Raw genomic sequence first — 21,664 nt, forward strand, 5'->3', positions numbered from 1 at the left:
CCGCCATGACCCAAGGCAGCCTCCTGCGGCAGATCCTCGAGTACGAGAACCGGCACGACCCGTACCCGCTGTACGCGGAGCTCCGCAAGACGCCCGTGCTGAACGAGGACGACGGCGCGTACGTCGTGAGCACCTACCACGAGGTCCTGAGCCTGCTGCACGACCCGAGGGTCAGCTCCGACTCCCGCAACATGACCCAGTCGGCCGGCATCGACCTGCAGGACCAGCAGGAGGAGGAGACGACGCTGCCGCCCAGCTTCATCCGGCTCGACCCGCCGGAGCACGACCGGCTGCGCCGCCTGACGAACACCTCCTTCGGCCCGCCGCACGAGCCGCGCCGGGTGCACGAGATGCGCGGTGAACTGGGCGGGATCGTCTCGGATCTGATCGGCGGCATCGGCGACTCGGGCCGGATCGACCTGGTCGAGCAGTTCTCGTACCCGTTCCCGGTGACCGTGATCTGCCGTCTGCTCGGTGTGCCGCGCGAGGACGAGCCGCGCTTCCACGGCTGGGCCGACACCCTGGCGGCCAGCCTGGACCCGATGCCCGGCGAGGATCCGACCGAGCGGGACAAGCTCACCCAGAAGGCCCGTACCGAGCTCGGCATGTATCTGGCCGGGCTGATCGAGGAACGGCGCAAGAACCCGCAGAAGGACATGCTCTCCGAACTGGCCGTGCACAAGGGGCCGGACGGTTCCATGACCACGATGGAGCTGCTCAGCACCGCCGCGCTGCTGCTGGTCGCCGGTCACGAGACCACCGTGAACCTGATCACCAACGGCATGCTGACGCTGCTGCGCAACCCGCAGGTGCTGGAGCGCCTGCGTACCGACCCGGACCTGTCCGTCCCGCTCGTCGAGGAACTGCTGCGCTTCGAGCCGCCGGTACAGCTGGTGCCGAACCGCACGACCCTCGCGGACATCGAGATCGCCGGGGTCACCATCCCGAAGGGCGCCTCCCTGTGGCTGGTGGTGGCCGCGGGCAACCGCGACCCGCTGCGCTTTGAGGACCCGGACCGCTTCGACCCCGACCGCGAGGACGTCCGGCACCTGGGCTTCGGCAGCGGCGTCCACAGCTGCTTCGGTGCGCCTCTGGCCCGGCTGGAGGCCCAGGTCGCGCTGAGCGAACTCGCGCGCCGGCTGGTCAACCCGCGGCTGCTGGAGGACCCGCCCGAGTACCGGCGGAACGCGGTGCTGCGCGGGCCCCGTCATCTGCCGATCGCCTGCGACGACATCAGGCCGTGAGCCCGGGCCGGCACGAGGCCGTGAGCCGGGCCGGCACGGGGGCGTGGGGCGGGGGTCCGCCGGGCCGTGGGCCCGGGGGCGCGCCGTAAGGCGGTCGGGTTGGCGTCGGGTCGTGGGCCCGGGGCGTGTCAGGGGCGGTCGGGGTGGCATCCGGGTTGGCAGGGGTGGCATCCGGGCGTGGGCCCGGAGCGGCGTGACGTGGTCCGTCGGGCGGTCCGGGTCACGGTGCGGTCAGGATGCGGGGGCCCTGGTCCGTGACGGCCACCGTGTGTTCCGCGTGGGCCGCGCGGGAGCCGTCCGCGGTGCGCACCGTCCAGCCGTCGCGGTCCGTCCGGTGCCCGTCGCCGCCGCCGCCGATGAGCATCGGCTCGATCGCGAGCACCATGCCGTGGCGCAGCGGCATGCCGCGCCCGGGGCGGCCCTCGTTCGGGACGTCGGGGGCCTCGTGCATCGCACGGCCCACGCCGTGGCCGCCGTAGCCGCTCGGGATGCCGTAGCCCGCGGCCCGGCAGACGCGGCCGATCGCGTGGGCGATGTCGCCGATGCGATGGCCGACGACCGCCGCGGCGATGCCGGCCTCCAGGGCCTCGTACGCGGTCTCCGTCAGGCGCACGTCCGCGGGACGGGCCCGGCCCACGGTGAAACTGACGGCCGAGTCGCCGACCCAGCCGTCCAGGACCGCGCCGCAGTCCACACTCACGAGGTCGCCGTCGCGCAGCCGGTAGCCGTCCGGGATGCCGTGCACGATCGCGTCGTTGACGGACACGCAGACGACCGCGGGGAAGGGCGCCGGGGCCCAGGACGGGCGGTAGCCGAGGAACGGCGAGGCCGCGCCGGCCTCGCGCAGCACCGCCCGTGCGGTCTCGTCCAGGGCGCGCGCCGTGACGCCCACCGCGGCCGTCTCGCGCACGGCGGCGAGGGCCCGGGCCACGACCCGGCCGGCGGCACGCATGGCGTCCAGCGAGGTATCGGTCTTGATCTCCACCATACCAATTACTATACCGGTCGCGAGGGTGTGCGCCGGTATTAGAATGACGCCATGGTTCGTACCCCCCTGACTCCCGAGGAACGCGAACGCGGCGAGCGGCTCGGGCGGTTGCTGCGCGAGGCCCGCGGCCCGCGGAGCATGGTGGAGATCGCCGCCGCCGCCGGGATCTCCGCCGAGACGCTGCGCAAGATCGAGACGGGCCGCGCCCCGACGCCCGCGTTCTTCACCGTGGCGGCCCTGGCCGGCGTGCTCGGCCTGTCCCTGGACGACCTGGCGGCGCGCTGCGCACTCGTCCCCGTGTGAACCGCCCCCGTGCCCGGCCCGGGCAGCCCGGCCCCGGGGGCTCCGGGAGGCCCGGAGGTGCCACCCGGCTCCGTATCGGGCTCCGTACCCGGCTCCGCGACCGGGCCGTCGGCACCGGCCCGGGGGCGGGCCGTCGGCACCGGCCCCGGGGCGCCCGCGCGGCGTCGCGGGGCGTAGTCTCGCGCCCGTGGACCTCCAGGAGCTCGACCGCGCCCAGTACATCAGCCTCACGACCTTCCGGAAGGACGGGACGGGTGTCGCCACACCCGTGTGGTTCGCCGTCGAGGGTGGTGAGTTGTACGTCTGGACCCGCTCCGACTCGTGGAAGGTCAAGCGTCTGCGCAGGGACGACCGGGTCACGGTGGCCCCCTGCGACGTGCGCGGCAGGGTCGCGGAGGGCGCCGCGACCGCGGAGGGTACGGCGCGTCTGATCGAGGGGGCCGACCTCGGCAAGGTCAGGAAGCTGCTGAGCCGCAAGTACACCTGGCGGTTCTGGCTCGTCGACGTGCCCGCCGCGGTCGTGCGTCTGGGCCGGCGTCCGCACACCGGCATCGCAGTGACGCTGCGGACACGTTGAGCGATCCGCACCGTCCCCGAAAACTGCGCGTAGCCGTCCCGTAACACGGCTGAGGTCGAATGCCTGCGAACCCGAGTCGGAGGGCGGGCAGACGATGGCGGCGCAGCAACTCCCGGACCGGGTAGGCGACTTCGCGCGATATCTCGGAACGGTGACGGAACGGCTGGACCCGGAGAGCGGCTGGTGCGCGGTGTTCTGGCGCCGCGACCCCGACGGGCTGACGGCCTGTCTGCGGGGCACCGAGGTCCCGCCGTGGGACGTGGTGGAGTCGCTCCTCCAGGACCTCGCGGCGGACGACGCGGAGACGGCGCACGCCCGCCGGCTGCACGCCGCGGCGGCGGCCGCCCACGACCGCCGCCCGGGCGGCGCCGAAGCCCTGCGGGAGCGGCTGGACCTGATGCGCCGCGAACAGGCCCGGGTGGCGGTGCGCGGCCGGGAGCTGATGCGCCGGCTGGCCGCCGTGCCCGAGCACTCCGCCGCGTACCGGGACCTCGCCCACGACCTCTCCTGGGCCAACGACGACCACACCCGCGCGACCTCGCGCTGCGCCGAACTCGCCACCCGGATCGCCGCGCTCGCATCCCCTCCCGGGCCTCCCTCCGGCCCGGCACCCCACGACCGGGACCCGCATCAGGCCCATCGCACGTCGGCAGCCGGAGCGTTCGGCGCGCACGCCTCGGCACCGGACCGGGGCCACGGCGCCGATCGGGGCGCGGCGTCGGGAGCCGCGGACGGTGAACCGGTGGCGTGGGCGGGGCGTGGGCATCGCCCGGCGCCCGTCGACGCGGAGGTCCCGGCCGAAGCGCCGGAGGCCGGCGCCGAGTCGGCGGACGGCGGGTGGCGGGCACCGGCCGCGGCCGGTGGCGGCGCCGCTGCCCGGGGCGCTTCCGATCACGCGGCGGGGCCGGAGCGGGGCGGAGCGGACGCCGGGTTCGGGGGCGCCGGTGCGTGGTTCCGTCCCACGGCGGACGCCGAGGCGGCGGACGACGGGCGGCGAAGGCCCGCCGCGACCGGCGGGGCAGGACCGGGATGGGACGGAACGTCCGCGGCGCCCGCGGCGCCCGCAGCACCCCCGGCGCCCTCAATGCCCGCTGACGCCGGGGCCAGGGGCGCCGCCGAGGCGGGCGGGGGCGAGAGCCCGCGGCCGCCCGGCAGCGGCGCGCCCGGAAGCCGTTCACCCGGAAGCGGACCGCCCGGCGCCGGGCGTGAAGCGCACCGAGGGAGCAGGCGGCGGCCGCGCGGGGCGCGCTACGCCTGGCTCGACGGCGGGGCGGACGACGGCGGGGGCGAGCCCGTCCCGGTGCCCGGCGTGCCCGAGCTGCCCGTCGCCGACGCGCGGCCGCGCGGCGCACGCTTCGGCGGGGGAGCGGACGCGGAGGCCGGCCGGCGCGACGGCGCGGCGGCGCGCCGCCGCGCGGCGAGGACGATCGCCGCGCGGCCCTGGCGACCGTCGCCACGCTCAGCCGGCTGCGCGCGGAGGGCCGCGGCGGAGAGGCCCATGTGCTGCTGTGCGAGGCCGCGTCGGGGCCCGCCGCCCGGCTGCCGGTGCTCGCCGCCGAGCTGCACCGCTCGGGGCTGGCCGCCGACTGGCCCACCCTCCTCTGGGAGGTGGCCTCGCTGCCGCCGGATCGGCTCGCCGAGGCCGCCGCCGCACTCGCCGAGGCGGGCCGCGACGAGGACTGCGGCCGACTGCTCCGCCAGGGCGTCGCCCGCCCCACCGACGAGATCGCGGACGCCGTTCTCGCCCTCGCCGACGCGGGGGGCCGCCGCGAGGCGGACGCGCTGCTCGCGGCCTTCCTCCGGGTCCGCACCCCGGAGGAAGGCGCGCGGATCGCCGCCGCCGACCCCCGCCGCCTCGTCCCACAACTGCTCTCCGCCGCCCGCGCGGTGTCGCCCGGGCGGGAACGCGATCTGGTCCATGCGCTGCGCGTCGCCGGTCTCATCAGCGCCTGAAAAAATACGGTATAGGCTGTATGCCGACCGCTCGGGTGCGAAACATGATCGACACTGCGGGTTCACGACGATGGTCTTGCCCCCGTGTGTGACGGGGCTTACCTTCTCCTCCTACGCATCGCGTCTACGGGCGTAGAGGCTCTGACGTCTTGTCGAAGGAGCAGCTCATGACCAACGTCGTTCGCGCCGCACTCGTTCAGGCCACCTGGACCGGCGACACCGAATCCATGATCGCCAAGCATGAGGAGCACGCCCGTGAGGCGGCCCGGCAGGGCGCCAAGGTCATCGGTTTCCAGGAGGTCTTCAACGCCCCGTACTTCTGCCAGGTGCAGGATCCGGAGCACTACCGCTGGGCCGAACCCGTCCCGGACGGCCCCACCGTGCTCCGCATGCGGGACCTCGCCCGGGAGACCGGAATGGTGATCGTCGTCCCCGTCTTCGAGGTGGAGGGCTCCGGCTTCTACTACAACACCGCCGCGGTGATCGACGCCGACGGCAGCTATCTCGGCAAGTACCGCAAGCACCACATCCCCCAGGTCAAGGGATTCTGGGAGAAGTACTACTTCAGGCCCGGCAACGCCGGCTGGCCGGTCTTCGACACCTCCGTCGGCAAGGTCGGCGTCTACATCTGCTACGACCGCCACTTCCCGGAGGGCTGGCGCCAACTCGGCCTCGCCGGAGCCCAGTTGGTCTACAACCCGTCGGCCACCTCCCGGGGCCTGTCCGCCTACCTCTGGCAGCTGGAGCAGCCCGCCGCGGCCGTCGCCAACGAGTACTTCATCGCCGCCATCAACCGGGTCGGCCAGGAGGAGTACGGCGACAACGACTTCTACGGCACCAGCTACTTCGTCGACCCGCGCGGACAGTTCGTCGGCGACGTCGCCAGCGACAAGCAGGAGGAACTGGTCGTCAGGGACCTCGACTTCGGCCTCATCGACGAGGTGCGGCAGCAGTGGGCCTTCTACCGCGACCGGCGGCCCGACGCCTACGAGGGGCTGGTCAAGCCGTGAACGACCTGTACGGGCGGCACCGCGCCGTCATCCCCGACTGGGTCGTGCTCTACTACCGGCAGCCCGTCGAGATCACCCACGGGGAGGGCCGGCACGTCTGGGACGCGGACGGCAACCGCTACCTCGACTTCTTCGGCGGCATCCTGACCACCATGACCGCCCACGCCCTGCCCGAGGTCACCAAGGCGGTCAGCGAGCAGGCCGGCCGGATCATCCACTCCTCGACCCTCTACCTCAACCGCCCCATGGTGGAGCTGGCCGAGCGGATCGCCGCCCTGTCCCATATCCCCGACCCCCGGGTCTTCTTCACCACCTCCGGCACCGAGGCCAACGACACCGCCCTGCTGCTGGCCACCGCCTACCGCAGGTCCGGGCAGATCCTGGCGATGCGCAACAGCTACCACGGCCGTTCCTTCTCGGCCGTGTCCATCACCGGCAACCGCTCCTGGTCACCGACGGCCCTCTCCCCGGTGCAGACCCTGTACGTGCACGGGGGCATGCGCACCCGCGGCCCCTACGCAGGGCTCTCCGACGCCCAGTTCATCGAGGCGTGCGTCGCCGACCTGGAGGACCTGCTCGGCCACACCCACGACGTGGCCGCGCTGATCGCCGAGCCCATCCAGGGCGTCGGCGGCTTCACCTCCCCGCCGGACGGGCTCTACGCGGCCTTCCGCGAAGTCCTCGACCGGCACGGGATCCTGTGGATCGCCGACGAGGTGCAGACCGGCTGGGGCCGGACGGGAGAGCACTTCTGGGGCTGGCAGGCGCACGCCGAGAACGGCCCGCCGGACATCCTCACCTTCGCCAAGGGCATCGGCAACGGCATGTCCCTCGGCGGCGTCGTCGCCCGGGCCGAGGTGATGAACTGCATCGACGCCAACTCCATCTCCACGTTCGGCGGTTCACCCGTCACCGCGGCCGCGGGCCTCGCGAACCTCTCGTACCTCCTGGAGCACGATCTGCAGGGCAACGCGCGGCGGGTCGGCGGACTGCTCATCGAGCGGCTCCGCGCCGTCGCCGCCGGGATCCCCGCCGTGCGCGAGGTACGCGGACGGGGACTGATGATCGGCGTCGAACTGGTCCGGCCCGGCACGGACGAGGCGTCCCCGGAGGCGGCCGCCGCCGCGCTCGAGGCCGCCCGCGAAGGCGGACTGCTCATCGGCAAGGGCGGCGGACACAACACCAGCGTCCTGCGGATCGCGCCACCGATGTCCCTCACCGTCGCCGAGGCGGAAGAGGGCGCCTCGATCCTCGAACGCACCCTGCGCAGCCTCTAGTCCACGCGAGGGGAAGACCATGAGCCACCGCACCCTGATCCGAGGCGGACTCGTCCTGACCGCCGCCGACGAGACCCACGCCGACGTCCTGGTCGAGGACGGCCGCGTCGCCGCCCTCGCCGCCCACGGCTCGGCCGCCGCCGGGAGCTGGACCGCCGACCGCACCATCGACGCCACCGGGAAGTACGTCATCCCGGGCGGAGTCGACGCCCACACCCACATGGAGCTGCCCTTCGGCGGCACCTTCGCGTCCGACACCTTCGAGACGGGCACCCGGGCCGCCGCCTGGGGCGGCACCACCACCATCGTGGACTTCGCCGTCCAGGCCAAGGGCCAGAGCCTGCGCGAGGGACTCGACGCGTGGTACGCCAAGGCCGACGGCAACTGCGCCATCGACTACGGCTTCCACATGATCCTCTCCGACGTCAACGAGTCCTCCCTGAAGGAGATGGACCTGCTCGTCGAGGAGGGCGTCACCTCCTTCAAGCTGTTCATGGCCTACCCCGGCGTCTTCTACAGCGACGACGGCCAGATCCTGCGCGCCATGCAGCGCGGCACCGCCAACGGCGGGCTGATCATGATGCACGCGGAGAACGGCATCGCGATCGACGTCCTCGTCGAACAGGCCCTGGCCCGCGGCGAGACCGACCCCCGCCACCACGGCGAGGTCCGCAAGGTGCTGCTGGAGGCCGAGGCCACCCACCGGGCCGTCCAGCTCGCCCGGGTCGCGGGGGCGCCGCTGTACGTCGTGCACGTCTCGGCCGAGGAGGCCGTCGCCGAACTGGCCGCCGCCCGGGACAAGGGACTGCCGGTCTTCGGCGAGACCTGCCCGCAGTACCTGTTCCTGTCCACCGACAACCTCGCCGAACCGGGCTTCGAGGGCGCCAAGTACGTCTGCAGCACACCGCTGCGGCCCAGGGAGCACCAGGCCGCGCTGTGGCGCGGGCTGCGGACCGACGACCTCCAGGTCGTCTCCACCGACCACTGCCCGTTCTGCTTCTCCGGCCAGAAGGACCTCGGCCGCGGAGACTTCTCCAAGATCCCCAACGGGCTGCCGGGCGTGGAGAACCGGATGGACCTGCTGCATCAGGCGGTCCTCGACGGCCACATCTCCCGCCGCCGCTGGATCGAGATCGCCTGCGCCGCGCCCGCCCGGATGTTCGGCCTCTACCCGAAGAAGGGCACCATCGCGCCGGGCGCCGACGCCGACATCGTCGTGTACGACCCGCGCGCGGAGCAGGTCCTCTCCGCCGAGACCCACCACATGAACGTCGACTACTCGGCCTACGAGGGCAAGCGGATCACCGGACGGGTCGAGACCGTGCTGTCGCGCGGTGAAGTCGTCATCGACCGCCGGGAGTTCACCGGCCGGTCCGGCCACGGCGTGTTCACCCCCCGCTCGACCTGCCAGTACCTGAACTAGAACCAGCGGAACCCGACCCAGGAGGTCCCCGTGGACTTCGGACTCGTCCTGCAGACGGACCCGCCCGCCTCGGCGGTCGTCGGCCTGATGCGGCGCGCGGAACGCAACGGCTTCCGCTACGGCTGGACGTTCGACTCGGCGGTGCTGTGGCAGGAGCCGTTCGTCATCTACAGTCAGATCCTCGAGCACACCGGCAAGATGCACGTCGGTCCCATGGTCACCAACCCCGGGACCCGGACGTGGGAGGTCACGGCCTCGACCTTCGCCACCCTGAACGACATGTTCGGCAACCGCACCGTCTGCGGCATCGGCCGCGGCGACTCGGCGATGCGGGTGGCCGGCCGCAGGCCCAACACCCTGGCCCGGCTCGGCGAGGCGATCGACGTCATCCGCGATCTCGCCGAGGGCCGCGAGGCCGTCGTCGACGGCAACCCGATCCGCATTCCCTGGGTGCGGGACGGCAGACTGCCCGTGTGGATGGCGGCGTACGGGCCGAAGGCCCTGGCCCTCGCCGGGCAGAAGGCCGACGGGTTCATCCTCCAGCTCGCCGACCTCTACCTGACCGAGTGGATGGTCAGGGCGGTCCGCGAGGCCGCGGCCGACGCGGGCCGCGACCCGGAGGCGATCACGATCTGCGTGGCCGCGCCGGCGTATGTGGGCGACGACCTCGCGCACGCCCGCGACCAGTGCCGCTGGTTCGGCGGGATGGTCGGCAACCACGTCGCCGACCTGGTCTCGCGCTACGGGGAGCACTCGGCCATGGTGCCGGAGGCGCTGACCGCGTACATCAAGGAGCGGCAGGGGTACGACTACAGCCACCACGGCCGGGCCGGGAACCCGTCGACGGACTTCGTGCCCGACGAGATCGTCGACCGCTTCTGCCTGCTGGGCCCGCCCTCCGCGCACATCGAGAAGCTGCGGGCGCTGCGCGAGCTGGGAGTGGACCAGTTCGCCGTCTACAACATGCACGACGCGCAGGAGGCGACGATCGACGCCTACGGCGCGGAGATCATCCCCGCACTCGACGACTGAACCGGCACCGGACACCCCCCACGCGACCGCCCGACCTCCGCTGAAGGGTCATGGCCATGACCGCGATCGTCCCCCCGGCATCCTCCCCGTCCCCCTCCGATCCCGGCCGGCCCACCGACACGCAGGACCGGGTGGAACTCGCCCCCGGCGCGGTGCCCGCCGGCGGCCGGTTCGTCAACGACGACCTGCTGCCCGTCCCGCTCGCCGAACGTCGCTGGACCACGTACAACTTCGCCGCGCTGTGGATCGGGATGGCCCACAACATCCCGTCCTGGCTGCTCGCCTCCGGGCTCGTCGCGCTCGGCATGGACTGGAAGCAGGCGGTGTTCACGATCGCGCTGGCGAATGTGATCGTGCTCTTGCCGATGCTTCTCACCGGTCACGCCGGCCCGAAGTACGGCATCCCCTTCCCGGTGCTGGCCCGCGCCTCGTTCGGGCTGCGTGGCGCCAACCTCCCGGCGCTGATCCGGGCGGCGGTGGCCTGCGCCTGGTTCGGCATCCAGACCTGGATCGGCGGCCAGGGCATCTTCGTCCTGCTCGGCACCCTCTTCGGAGGCTGGGCGGACGCGTCCCGGATCGCCGGCCAGCCCTGGACGCTGTGGCTCTGCTTCATCGTGTTCTGGGCGGTGGAACTCGCCATCATCTACCGGGGCATGGAGACGCTGCGCCGCTTCGAGAACTGGGCGGCGCCGTTCGTCATCGTCGGCGCACTGGTGCTGCTGGTCTGGATCGCGATGAAGGCGGGCGGCTTCGGCCCGCTGCTCGACCAGCCGTCCAGGCTCGGCTGGGGCGAGGACTTCTGGCCGGTGTTCTTCCCCTCCCTCATGGGGATGATCGCCTTCTGGTCCACACTGTCGCTGAACATCCCGGACTTCACCCGGTTCGGTGCCGGCCAGCGCGCCCAGGTCTGGGGCCAGACGCTGGGACTGCCGACGACCATGACCCTGTTCGCGCTGCTGTCGGTGTTCGTCACCTCCGGTTCCCAGGCCGTGTACGGCGTGCCGATCTGGGACCCGGTGCAGCTCGCCGCGAAGACGGACAACGTCTTCGGTCTGCTGTTCGCCCTGGTGACCGTGCTGATCGCGACGATCTCCGTGAACATCGCGGCGAACGTCGTGTCCCCGGCGTACGATCTCGCGAACCTCGCCCCGCGGTTCGTCGACTTCCGCACCGGGGCGCTGATCACCGGAGTGGTCGGTGTCCTCATCATGCCGTGGAAGCTGACCGAGACCCCGGAGCTGTACATCTTCACCTGGCTCGGGCTGGTGGGCGGCCTGCTCGGCACGGTCGCAGGCATCCTGATCGCCGACTACTGGATCGTCCGCCGCACCCGCCTGGAACTGGCGGACCTCTACCGCCCGGAGGGCCGCTACTGGTACTCGTCCGGCTGGAACTGGCGTGCCGTCGCGGCGTTCACGGCCGGCGGGGTGCTGGCGGTGGGCGGCTCCCATTCCGCGCCCGGGAAGGGCCCGTTCCCCGAGGACGGCCTGATCCCCCTGCTGAAACCGCTCGCGGACTACGGCTGGGCGGTGGGGCTCGCGGTCTCGCTGCTGCTGTACACCGTGCTGATGCTGCCGGAGCGCGAAGGACGCCGCTGACCGGGCCGCCCGCCGAGGGGGCCACCCGCAACACCGGCGTGGCGGGGACCCGGGGACCCGGACCGCTCCCCAGCGGTCCGGGCCCCCGGGCGTCGAAAGGGCCCGCCCCGTACGGGGGTGGAATACGGGGTGGGCCCGGTGGCGGTCCTCAGCGCCTGCCGCGCTGGGCCGCCACGACCGTGCGGACCGTGCGGTCCGCTCCTCCCGAGCGTCGCTGGACCCGCTCGGAGAAGCCGGGGAACTGGCCGCCGATCGCGCTGAGCAGCCTCATCTCCGGGGGTGCGACGTTCACTTCGGCCCGGTTGCGCTCGACGGCGCGCACCACCCCCATGACGACCTGGCGCGGCGAGACGGTGCGCATCCCCGCGGGCGGCTCGGCACCGGTCGCCGCGAACATCCCGGCGTCCCGCACGAATCCGGGCTGCACCAGCGACACCCCGACGCCGTGCTCGTACAGGTCCTGCCTCAGGCCGAGCGCGAGGCCCCGCAGTCCGAACTTGGTCGCGTTGTACAGCGCTGAGTGCTTGGTGGCCGTCTTGCCCGAGATCGAGCCCACGAACACCAGGTGGCCGCGGCGTGCCTCGACCATGGCCGGGGCGAGCAGCCGGGCCAGCACGGCCGGGGCGCGGAGGTTGACGGCCAGCGCGCGGTCGATCTGCTCGGGGGTGTAGTCGAGCAGTTCGCCGCTGGACGGCAGCGCCGCGTTGGCCAGGAGGATCTCGGTACCGGCCGCTTCCTCGGCGAGGCGCTCCACGTCGCCGGCGTCGGCCAGATCGGCGACGACCGCGCGGGCACCGTACTGCTCCGCCAGCGGCTCCACGGCGTCGCGCCGGCGCCCCGTCAGGATCAACCGCGCACCGCGCCGGGAGAGTTCGGTGGCCAGCGCGGTGCCGATGCCGCCGGTGACACCGGTGAGGAGAACGGTTGATCCGTTGATGCGCATCTGGTTACCCTCCAGTTCTGTTCGTTCGAACGAACGATAAGGAGCCCAGGGTGGTCATGTCCACAGCGGATTTTTCCGGACTCGCCGAGCAGGCCCGGAAACTGAAGGAAGGCCAGACCACCTCGGTGGAGCTGGTGCGGGCGGCGCTCGGCCGCATCGAGGCCGGCCGGCACACCCTCAACGCCTTCCGGCACGTCCGCACCGAAGCCGCCCTCGCCGAGGCCGAACACGCCGACCGGCGGCTCGCCGCGGGGGAGGCCGCACCGCTGCTCGGCGTACCGCTCGCCGTCAAGGACGACACGGACGTGGCCGGGCTGCCCACCCACTTCGGCTGCCGCGGAGAGCGGGCCCCGGCCGCCGCGGACGGCGAGGCGGTACGGCGGCTGCGCGCGGCCGGCGCCGTCATCGTCGGCAAGACCAACTCCTGCGAGTTCGGGCAGTGGCCGTTCACCGAGGGCCCCGCCTTCGGCGCCACCCGCAACCCCTGGTCCACCGACCACACCCCCGGCGGCTCCTCGGGCGGCTCCGCGGCCGCCGTCGCGGCGGGGCTGGTGCCCGCGGCCCTCGGCTCGGACGGCGGCGGCTCCATCCGCATCCCCGCCGCCTGGACCCATCTCGTCGGCATCAAGCCGCAGCGCGGCCGCGTCTCGCTGCACCCCCAGAGCGACGCCTTCCACGGACTCACGGTCAACGGGCCGCTGGCCCGTACCGTCGCCGACGCGGCGCTGCTGCTCGACGCGGTCCAGGGCTCCCACCCGCGGGACCCGCACCGGCCCGGCGCCGTGGACGCCTCGGCCGCCGCCCGCCGCGAACCCGGCCGGCTGCGCATCGCCCTCGCCTGGCGGCCGCCGTTCACCCTCAGCCGTGCCAGGCCCCACCCCGAGGTGCGGCGGGCCGTCGCCGGTCTCGCCGAGACGCTCGCCCGGCTGGGCCACGACGTCGAGGAGGCCCGGCCCCGCTACGGGCTCATCGGCCTCGGCTTCGTCTCCCGGGGAACGGCGGGAGTGGCCGAGTTCGCCGCCCGCCACCCCGAACCGGCGCTGCTCGACCCGCGTACCCGTACCGCTCTGCGCAACGGCAGGCTGCTCGGCGGGCCGATCGTGCGGGCCGCCCGCGCCCGCGAGGCACACCAGCACCGCCGGGTCGGCGCGCTGTTCGAGACCTACGACGTGCTGCTGACCCCGACCACCGCCGCACCACCGCCCCGCATCGGCACCTTCGACGGCCTCGGCGCCTGGCGCACCAACGCCGCCATGGCCGCGGTCTGCCCCTACGCCTGGCCCTGGAACGTGCTCGGCTGGCCGGGCGTCAACGTCCCCGCGGGCTTCACCTCCGACGGTCTTCCCGTCGGGGCGCAGCTGCTCGGCCCGGAGGGCACGGAGGAGCTGCTGATCTCGCTCGCCGCGCAGTTGGAGGCCGACCGGCGATGGTACGAGCACCGCCCCGACCCGCTGAGGACGTGGAGCGCCCCGGTGGAACAATGACGCGCATGCCCAGCCAGACCAGCGCCTCCGCGGAGCCCGCCGCAGCCGCCATACCCCCGACCCGGCAGCGCATCATCCGGGCCGTCCTGCGCATCATCGGCCAGGACGGCATCGCCGCGGTCACCAATCGGCGGATCGCCAGGGAGGCCGGGGTCTCCCTCGGTTCGGTCACCTACCACTTCTCCAGCCAGCACGAACTGCTGCGCGAGGCGCTGCTGCACTTCGTCCGCGAGGAGACCCGGCGCTTCACCGAACTCGCCGACGCGGGCGAGGCGGAGGGCGTCGACGTGGACGGCGCGGCGGCGCTGGCCGCCCAGGTCGCGGACGGCACGGTCTTCGACAGCGAGCACATCGCGCCCTTCGAGCTCTACATCCAGGCGGGCCGCGACGAACGGCTGCGCGAGGCGGCGGCCGAGTGCTTCGCCGCGTACGACCGCCTCGCCGTGCAGATCCTCACGGCTCTCGGCGTCCCGGAGCCCGGCCGTCTCGCCGCCCACACCGTCGCCCTGGTCACCGGACTCCAGCTCCGCCGCCTCGCCACCGGTTCGCCGGCCGAGGAACTCACCGACGCGCTGCTCCTGCTCGTCCGGGGCGCGCTGAGCGAGGAGGCGGAGCGGGCCGGCTGACCCGGTGCGGGCGGTCGCGCCGTGACGCGGCCCGCCCGGAATCGCGGCCCGCCCGGAACCGCGGCCGGGCCGGCGCGGCGGGGCCACGCCCGGTCCCGGACCGCGTGACCCTCCTCACCGGCACCCCGCGTTCACCCCGGTGTCGACGGGAGTCGGCCAGGTGTGCGCCGACCGGTCACCGGGCGGCGGCGGGAATGTCGGTCCGGCGTGCTTAGCTGGACGTATGAGCGAAGAGTTTCTGTCCGGGACGACGGGTAACCCCTGGGAGTCCGCACACCTCGCCCTGGTCGAGGAGGCGGTGCGCAAGGCGGCCGCCTCCGAGATCATGCCGCGCTTCCGCCAGCTCGCCGTGCACGAGATCGTCGAGAAGAACGGTCCGCACGACCTGGTGACCGTCGCCGACCGCAGCGCCGAGGAGCATCTGACGGCTTCCCTGACGGCCCTGCTGCCCGGCTCGGTGGTCGTGGGCGAGGAGGCCGTTCACGCGGACCCGGCGGTGTGCGAGGCGCTCCGGGGCGACGCACCGGTGTGGATCGTCGACCCCGTCGACGGCACCCGCCAGTTCGTCCACGGCGACCCGGGCTTCTGCACGCTCGTCGCGCTGGCCCGGCACGGCGAGGTGCTCGCGTCGTGGACGTACGCGCCGGCGCTCGACGAGATGGCGGTCGCGGTGCGCGGCCACGGCGCCCGCGTCGACGGCACGGAGATACGGTCGGGCGCGCCGGAGCCCGGCCAGGTCCTCCAGGTGGCCATGTCCCACCCGGACTTCACGACCCCCCAGGAGAAGGCCGCCCTGCTCGCGCTCCGTGCCGAGGGCGTCCACTCCCGGCCGTGCGGCTCCGCCGGTCTGGAGTACCTCGCGGTGGCCCGCGGCGAGCTCGACGCCATCGCCTTCTCGTGGGAGAACGCGTGGGACCACGCGGCGGGGCTGCTCCTCGTGGAGGAGGCCGGCGGCACCGACCTGACGCTGACCGGCGAGCGCTTCCGCGTCACGGGCGGCAACGCGCTGCCGTTCACGGCCGCGCGGGACGCGGCGACGGCACGGTTCGTCCACCAACTCCTCGCCTCCGGCGCCCAGTAGCACTCCCTCTCCCGGGCCCGGATCCCGTGCCTCTCCCGTGCCCGGATCCCCTGCCCCTTTCCGGTGACCGGCTCCGGCGTGAAGCGGGAGGGGCTCCGGCGGGAGGGGCCCCGGCGGAAGAGCGAGAGGGAGGGACGGGCGAGGGACGGAGCGAGGGGACGGAGCAGGGGCGGGAGACACGGGGAGGGTGTGCCCGGGCCCCGGTCCGCCGGTCACGGCGCGGCCAGGGCCCCGCGGATCTCCGCCGTCAGGTCCGCGGCCGAGGCGACCGCCTCGGGGCCGAGGTCGCGCAGCGCCGTCGCGACCCGGCCGACGAGGTCCGGCGGGGCCGCGGGCAGGGCCGCGGCGGCGGCCAGCGCGCCCTTCTCGTTGAGGCACCACAGACGGTGGTGGGCGTGCAGGGACTGCACCAGCACGCCGAACGCCCTCGACAGACACAGCCCGACGTGCAGCACGTCGCCGCCGGGCGCGGACTTCGCCGCGGCGGCCACCGAGAAGTCCGCCTCCCACGCGGCGCCGACCAGCGCCGCACGCAGCGGCTCCGGGTACACCGCCGTCTCCGCCCGAAGCGCCGTCACCTCGCCCGCGGGGTCGGCGAGGACCCGGCACAGGGCCACCTCCCCGGCGTACGCGGGCGACCAGAACCCCAGCGGGTGCCCGGCCTGCACACCGACCTCGTACCGCCCTGCCCGGCAGTCCGCCCAGACCCGCTCCACCCGGTCCAGATCGCGCAGGATCCAGTCGACCCGGCGCCCCTCCACGGTCAGCCAGGCACCGCCGTTCACCCACGGCCCCCAGCCGCCGGGCCCGGCGACCTCCACGGGCCCGCCGGTCAGCTCGCCCGCGAGCCGGGCGAGGCCCGCGACGTCGACGCCGCCGCGGTAGTAGACGCCCAGGTCCCAGTCCGCATCGGGCCGGTGCGCCCCGCGGGCCCGGCTGCCGCCGAGGACGACCGCGCGCACGCCCCGCACCTCCGCCAGCCGGACCGCCATCGCCGCGACCACCTCGTCCATCCCGGAAGGCTACCTCCGGCGCCGGTGCCGGTCCGGACGAATATCCTGGATCCCCTGGCCACCGGCTGACGAAGGAGTCCCAAGGTGCCGTCGATGCTCGATGCCGTCGTCGTGGGGGCGGGGCCCAACGGACTGACCGCAGCCGCCGAGCTGGCGCGCCGCGGGTTCTCGGTCGCCGTCTTCGAGGCCCTGGACACCGTCGGCGGCGGCGCCCGGACCGAGGAGCTCACGCTCCCGGGCTTCCGGCACGACCCCTGCTCGGCGGTGCACCCCCTGGGTGCGGGCTCGCCCGCCTTCAACGCCATGCCCCTCGCCCGGTACGGGCTTCAGTGGCTCCAGCCGCCGCTGCCCATGGCCCACCCGTTCGACGACGGCACCGCCGCCGTCCTCTCCCGCTCGGTCGCGGAGACCGCGGCATCCTTCGGGCCCCGTGACGCGGGCGCGTACCGCCGGCTGGTCACGCCGTACGTCCGCAGATGGGACACCCTCGTACGGGACTTCATGTCCCTGCCGCTCAGCGCCCTGCCGCGCGATCCGCTCACCCTGGCCCGCTTCGGCCTCGACGGGCTCCCTCCCTCCACATGGCTGATGCGCCGGTTCCGCGACGATCGGGCCCGTGCCCTGTTCGCCGGGCTCGTCGCCCATGTGATCGGCCCGTTGACCGGCATCGGCACCGGCGCGGTCGGCCTGGTCTTCGCCCTGGCCGCGCACGCCGTCGGCTGGCCGTTGGCCCGCGGCGGCTCGCAGTCGATCTCCGACGCCCTCGCCGCGTACGTACGCGACTGCGGCGGCACGATCCACACCGGGACCGAGATCAAGCGCCTCGACGATCTGCCGCCCGCCCGCGCCTATGTGTTCGACACCTCTCCCACGGCACTCGCCCGGATCGCGGGCCTGGGCAGGGCCTACGACGGCTACCGGTACGGCGCGAGCGTGTTCAAGATCGATTACGCTCTGGACGGGCCGGTGCCGTGGACCGCCGAGGAGCCCCGCCGCGCCGGGACGGTCCAGATCGGCCCCAGCAGCCGGGAGATCGACACCGCGCTCCGCCGGGCATCCGGCGGCCGCGTCCCCGGGACACCGTTCCTGATCACCGCGCAGCCCACCCTGGTCGACCCCGCCCGGGCCCCCGAGGGCAAGCACGTCTTCTGGGCCTACGGCCACGTCCCGCACGGCTGGGAGGGCGACCTCACGGACACGATGGAGCGGCAGATCGAGCGCTTCGCCCCCGGCTTCCGCGATCTGGTGCTCGCCCGCGCCGTCGCCGGGCCGCCGCAACTGGCCGCGCGCAACGCCAACTACGTCGGCGGCGACATCGCCTGCGGCGCGGCGAACGGCCTCCAGCTGCTGCTGCGCCCCAAGGCGACGCTGTTCCCGTACCGGACCCCGCACCCCGCGGTGTTCCTGTGCTCGTCCGCGACCCCGCCCGGCCCGGGTGTGCACGGGATGTCGGGGCACAACGCCGCCAAGGCGGTGTGGCGGCAGCTGCGCGGCGAAGGCTGAGCCGCGAGTCATGCGAGTGCCGTGAGTCCCGTTGGTGCGGTGAGTCTCGCGGGTTCCGCCAGTCCTGCCGGTGCCGTCCGTGCCGTCTTCCCGTCCGTGCCGCCCTCCGGTCCGACCTCGTCGTCCGTCCCGCCGGTGCCCGCCTTCCTCCTTCCCCCTCCCGCTTCTGCCGGTCGGCGGCGGACGGCGGGCAGCGGCATGATGGGACCATGACCGGCCGGTTCGCGATCACACTCGTCCGCGGTGACATCACCGAGCAGGACGCCGACGCCGTCGTCAACGCGGCGAACTCCTCCCTCCTCGGCGGCGGAGGGGTGGACGGGGCGATCCACCGGCGCGGCGGGCCGGAGATCCTGGAGGAGTGCCGGAGGCTGCGGGCCTCCCACTACGGCAGCGGCCTGCCGACCGGCCAGGCGGTCGCGACCACCGCCGGGAGGCTGCCGGCCCGGTGGGTCATCCACACCGTGGGCCCGGTCCACAGCGCAACGGAGGACCGCGGTGCCCTGCTCGCCTCCTGCTACCGGGAGTCCCTGCGCGTCGCCGACGAACTGGGCGCCCGTACGGTCGCGTTCCCGGCGATCTCCACCGGCGTGTACCGGTGGCCGATGGACGACGCGGCTCGCATCGCGCTGGAGACGGTACGCGGCACCCCGACCGCCGTGGAAGAGGTGAGGTTCGTCCTGTTCGACGACCCGGCGTACCAGGCGTTCGCCCGGCACCTCGGCTGACCCGGGACCGCGGTGGGATCGGCCGACTGCGCCTGACTCACCGCCAGCGGGCTTCCGGGGGCGGCGGCACCGCCGAGGGTGCCCTCGGCGGGTGCCTTGCCGGATGGAGATTCCCGCCGGTCACGGGCTCGGCGAGGGCGTCGATCGGGGCGATGTGAACCGCGGCTTCAAAACGGCGAGAGGGCCTCGCATTACGGGGCGAGGCGGCGATGAATTTTGGTCCGGCGGATATTCCGTACGGTCGACCGGCACCTATACCGCGCATGGTCACCCGGCGCCATTGCGGACCGTGCGGTGATTGGCCGGGCCTCGGGTTTTCCGTCCGCGGTTCCGGCGCCTATTCCGGGTCGGCGCCGCATTTCGGCGGCGGCGTTCTCGAAACCCCGGCGACGCGCGCGGGTGCTGCCGCCAGGCAGGGCATGCCCACGACATGCCCTGATGCGAGCGAGTCGCGGCGTCTGCCGGGAGACGCAGAGCGAAACCGTCGTGTCCACGCCCGCAATCGTGTTTGGAGTCGCCCGTCATTCACGGCGTTTTGTTCGAAAATCCTGTCACATGAATATCAAAGCCTTTACCGGTGAGAAGGCGGCGAGCGGGTGCTGAATTCTGGTCGAGGCTCTGCCAGAGTTTTCCGCGGCCCGCCGGATTCCCCCGGTCGGAGCCCATACCCATTGGTTCCTTCGCCGACGAACGGCGAAGACGAAAGGAGTGCTTGTGCCGAAGATCGCTCGCGTCGCCGCAGCCGCCGCAGCCGCCGTCCTGGCCGGCGGACTGTTCGCTCCGGCCGCGTCCGCATCCTCATCGCACCCGTACACCTGCGCCAACCAGAGCATCGGGGTGAACTGCTCCGGTGTCATCACCGTCAACGACGTACTCAACGGCACCACCATCAACATCGGCGGCATCAGCGCCCTCAACGGCACCCAGATCAACGGTCTCCAGGCCGCGCTGGCCAACGTCGCGAACAACAACGTCAACGCGCCCGTCACCGTCCAGATCGGCGCGCTGGAGACCACGGCCATCACGACCCTGGCGCGCTACGGCAGGACCGTACTGCCCACGAACGTCAACGTCTGCGCCGGCAGTATCTGCGTCTGACATCGGCCGTACCCGGTAGCCGGGCTGCTCCGGCTCGCTGCCCGGAGCAGCCCGGTGCGCACCGGGGGCCGAGGCCCACGCGGCGACGCGTAGGTCCTCCGCCCCGCGGAACACGCTGACGGCCCCGACCGCATCCGGATGCTGCCGGCCAATCCGGGGCCTCGCGTGACGTCGGCCTCCAGGACCACGATCGGGTCCTGGAGGCCGACGTTGCCGTTCGGGGGCGAGCGCGGACGGCGTACGGGCCCGTCCCGTTGGCCAACGTGGGTGACCGCAGCCCCTCGGGTCGGCGCGCCCCCGCTGCCCGACCCCGACCCCGCCGATCGTCCGGTTAACGTCACGCGTATTCAACGATATTCCTCCCGGGGGTGTCTGATGCGCCGTCTGACCGCAGGACTGACCGTGCTGGCCGGCCTCGCCTCCTGGCCCTGGCTCGGTGCCCAGGCCGACCCCGCCGCGGGGGTGCCCGCCGCACGGGACACCGGCCGCGGCACCAACATCCTGATCGTCGGCATCGACAGCCGCACCGGACTGTCGAAGGCCGAGAAGCGTCGTCTGCACGTCGGCGGGGAAGGCTGCGACTGCACCGACGTGATGATGCTCGTCCACCTCTCCGAGGACCGGCGGCGCGCGAGCGTCGTCTCCATCCCACGGGACAGCTACGTCGAGTACGCCGCGCCCGAGGGCACGACCGGGGCGGCCCCCCGAGGGAAGATCAACGGAGCCTTCAGGATCGGGCGCGGTCCGCTGGCCGTGCGCACCGTCGAGCAGGCCACCGGCCTGAGCATCGACCACTACCTGGAGACCGGCTTCACCGGATTCGAACAGGCCGTCAACGACCTGGGCGGCGCCACCGTGTGCACCGACAAGCCGCTGAAGGACGGGAAATCGGGCCTCGACATCTCCACGGGCACGCATCACCTCGACGGGAACAGGGCCCTCGGCTACGCCCGGGCGCGGCACCTGGACCCGCCGGGGGACCTCGGCCGGGTCCGCCGCCAGCAGCGCATGCTCGCCGAGATGCTCGAAGGGCTGACCGCCCGTGGAGCGCTGGCCGACCCCGTGAAGGCGGCGGACACGGCACGCCGACTGCTCAGGTCCGTTCGAACGGACGACCGTACCGGCATGAACGACCTCATCGGCATCGGCTGGACCCTGGGGCGGCTTCCGGCCGGCCGGATGGAGTTCGCCACCGTGCCGATCTCCCACTTCGACCACCGTGTGCCGGGCGTCGGCTCCACGCTGCTCTGGCACGAGTCGCGCTCCCGGGCCCTGTGGGACGCGCTGCGCGCCGACCGCCCGATCACCGGCGACAGCCGCATCCTCCCCGTACCGGAGACCCGCGCCGAGACCGACCCCGTCCGGATCGCGGTGCGCGTCGACGACGCGAAGGTCGCCACCGCGCTGCGGCGCAGCGGGTTCGCGGTGACGGACACCTCGGCCTCCGCTCCCGCCGAGCGGCCCGCGGGCCCGCCGCTGATCACCTTCCCGGAGGGGCGCCAAGCCGACGCGGCGACCCTGGCCGCAGCCCTCCCGGGTGCCCGCCTTCGGGCCGAAACCCGCCCCGACGCCGTCTTCGACGTCACCGTCGGCTCCGACCCCGTCCTGGTCAAGACGGTCACCTACGACCGCAACTTCGCCGAGGGCGCCCCGGTCACCGCGGACCGGCTCCGGTGCTCGGGTTCGCCGGAGCCGGAGCCGGAGCCGACGCCAGAGCCGAAGCCGAAGCCGACGCCGACTTCGACTTCGGCAGGGACGGCGATGGACGGCTGACGGGTACGGC

The 21,664-nt window shown here is 73.5% G+C and carries 19 protein-coding genes; 16 read left to right on the plus strand and 3 right to left on the minus strand.

Translation table 11 applies throughout. The features are described 5' to 3' along the window. Positions 1-5: 5 nt before the first annotated feature. Positions 6-1,244, plus strand: a complete 1,239-nt coding sequence (locus DDW44_RS26175) for a cytochrome P450 (protein WP_108907976.1) — start codon at positions 6-8, stop codon at positions 1,242-1,244. A 220-nt stretch (positions 1,245-1,464) separates the two neighbouring features. Here the strand turns inward: DDW44_RS26175 and map are convergent, their stop codons facing one another. Next, positions 1,465-2,232 carry a type I methionyl aminopeptidase gene (map, locus tag DDW44_RS26180; protein ID WP_017944422.1) on the minus strand — a complete coding sequence of 256 codons (768 nt, stop codon included), beginning with the start codon at positions 2,230-2,232 and terminating at the stop codon, positions 1,465-1,467. 51 nt (positions 2,233-2,283) lie between these two features. Between map and DDW44_RS26185 the strand changes: the two genes are divergently transcribed. The 8 genes from DDW44_RS26185 (at position 2,284) to DDW44_RS26220 (ending at position 11,405) form a co-directional block, all read left to right on the plus strand. Next, positions 2,284-2,535, plus strand: a complete 252-nt coding sequence (locus DDW44_RS26185) for a helix-turn-helix domain-containing protein (RefSeq protein ID WP_017944421.1) — start codon at positions 2,284-2,286, stop codon at positions 2,533-2,535. A gap of 187 nt (positions 2,536-2,722) precedes the next feature. After that, a complete protein-coding gene (locus DDW44_RS26190; protein ID WP_017944420.1) occupies positions 2,723-3,112 on the plus strand; it encodes a PPOX class F420-dependent oxidoreductase in 390 nt (129 codons plus the stop codon). A 1,500-nt stretch (positions 3,113-4,612) separates the two neighbouring features. Continuing rightward, positions 4,613-5,065, plus strand: coding sequence for a hypothetical protein (locus DDW44_RS33010; RefSeq protein WP_341867082.1), 453 nt, complete (start codon positions 4,613-4,615; stop codon positions 5,063-5,065). A 167-nt stretch (positions 5,066-5,232) separates the two neighbouring features. Then, entirely contained in the window at positions 5,233-6,075 is an 843-nt protein-coding gene (locus tag DDW44_RS26200) for a nitrilase-related carbon-nitrogen hydrolase (RefSeq protein WP_018888825.1), read from the plus strand. Beyond that, positions 6,072-7,352 carry an aspartate aminotransferase family protein gene (locus tag DDW44_RS26205; RefSeq protein WP_108907977.1) on the plus strand — a complete coding sequence of 427 codons (1,281 nt, stop codon included), beginning with the start codon at positions 6,072-6,074 and terminating at the stop codon, positions 7,350-7,352. Before DDW44_RS26200 ends, DDW44_RS26205 begins: the two co-directional genes overlap by 4 nt. Before the next feature lie 19 nt (positions 7,353-7,371). Beyond that, positions 7,372-8,775, plus strand: coding sequence for a dihydropyrimidinase (gene hydA / locus DDW44_RS26210; RefSeq protein WP_108907978.1), 1,404 nt, complete (start codon positions 7,372-7,374; stop codon positions 8,773-8,775). A gap of 30 nt (positions 8,776-8,805) precedes the next feature. After that, positions 8,806-9,807 carry a TIGR03842 family LLM class F420-dependent oxidoreductase gene (locus tag DDW44_RS26215; RefSeq protein WP_017944415.1) on the plus strand — a complete coding sequence of 334 codons (1,002 nt, stop codon included), beginning with the start codon at positions 8,806-8,808 and terminating at the stop codon, positions 9,805-9,807. A 56-nt stretch (positions 9,808-9,863) separates the two neighbouring features. Then, positions 9,864-11,405 carry an NCS1 family nucleobase:cation symporter-1 gene (locus DDW44_RS26220; protein WP_108908952.1) on the plus strand — a complete coding sequence of 514 codons (1,542 nt, stop codon included), beginning with the start codon at positions 9,864-9,866 and terminating at the stop codon, positions 11,403-11,405. A gap of 148 nt (positions 11,406-11,553) precedes the next feature. On the opposite strand, the gene DDW44_RS26225 is transcribed toward DDW44_RS26220, so the two are convergent. Continuing rightward, positions 11,554-12,348, minus strand: a complete 795-nt coding sequence (locus DDW44_RS26225; RefSeq protein WP_108907979.1) for an SDR family NAD(P)-dependent oxidoreductase — start codon at positions 12,346-12,348, stop codon at positions 11,554-11,556. Positions 12,349-12,404: 56 nt separating this feature from the next. On the opposite strand from DDW44_RS26225, the gene DDW44_RS26230 reads away from it, so the two are divergent. The 3 genes from DDW44_RS26230 to DDW44_RS26240 all read left to right on the plus strand — a co-directional run bounded on the left by DDW44_RS26230 (position 12,405) and on the right by DDW44_RS26240 (position 15,539). Continuing rightward, entirely contained in the window at positions 12,405-13,832 is a 1,428-nt protein-coding gene (locus tag DDW44_RS26230; RefSeq protein WP_108907980.1) for an amidase, read from the plus strand. Positions 13,833-13,837: 5 nt separating this feature from the next. Then, positions 13,838-14,458, plus strand: coding sequence for a TetR/AcrR family transcriptional regulator (locus DDW44_RS26235; protein ID WP_108908953.1), 621 nt, complete (start codon positions 13,838-13,840; stop codon positions 14,456-14,458). A gap of 223 nt (positions 14,459-14,681) precedes the next feature. Next, complete coding sequence (locus tag DDW44_RS26240) at positions 14,682-15,539, plus strand: inositol monophosphatase family protein (RefSeq protein ID WP_017944410.1); 858 nt, start codon at positions 14,682-14,684, stop codon at positions 15,537-15,539. Positions 15,540-15,751: 212 nt separating this feature from the next. Here DDW44_RS26240 and DDW44_RS26245 read toward each other — a convergent pair whose 3' ends face one another. After that, positions 15,752-16,552 (minus strand): nucleotidyltransferase family protein, encoded by an 801-nt coding sequence (locus DDW44_RS26245; protein WP_108907981.1) that lies wholly within the window; start codon positions 16,550-16,552, stop codon positions 15,752-15,754. 84 nt (positions 16,553-16,636) lie between these two features. On the opposite strand from DDW44_RS26245, the gene DDW44_RS26250 reads away from it, so the two are divergent. The 4 genes from DDW44_RS26250 to DDW44_RS26265 all read left to right on the plus strand — a co-directional run bounded on the left by DDW44_RS26250 (position 16,637) and on the right by DDW44_RS26265 (position 21,654). Beyond that, positions 16,637-18,055, plus strand: coding sequence for a phytoene desaturase family protein (locus DDW44_RS26250; protein ID WP_108907982.1), 1,419 nt, complete (start codon positions 16,637-16,639; stop codon positions 18,053-18,055). 209 nt (positions 18,056-18,264) lie between these two features. Then, positions 18,265-18,783, plus strand: coding sequence for an O-acetyl-ADP-ribose deacetylase (locus tag DDW44_RS26255; RefSeq protein ID WP_108907983.1), 519 nt, complete (start codon positions 18,265-18,267; stop codon positions 18,781-18,783). A 714-nt stretch (positions 18,784-19,497) separates the two neighbouring features. Next, positions 19,498-19,881, plus strand: a complete 384-nt coding sequence (locus DDW44_RS26260) for a hypothetical protein (protein WP_027732335.1) — start codon at positions 19,498-19,500, stop codon at positions 19,879-19,881. Positions 19,882-20,256: 375 nt separating this feature from the next. Next, a complete protein-coding gene (locus tag DDW44_RS26265) occupies positions 20,257-21,654 on the plus strand; it encodes an LCP family protein (protein WP_244224115.1) in 1,398 nt (465 codons plus the stop codon). The last annotated feature ends 10 nt before the right edge of the window (positions 21,655-21,664 follow it).

The sequence above is a fragment of the Streptomyces tirandamycinicus genome (assembly GCF_003097515.1).
GTDB classification, from domain to species: Bacteria; Actinomycetota; Actinomycetes; order Streptomycetales; family Streptomycetaceae; genus Streptomyces; species Streptomyces tirandamycinicus.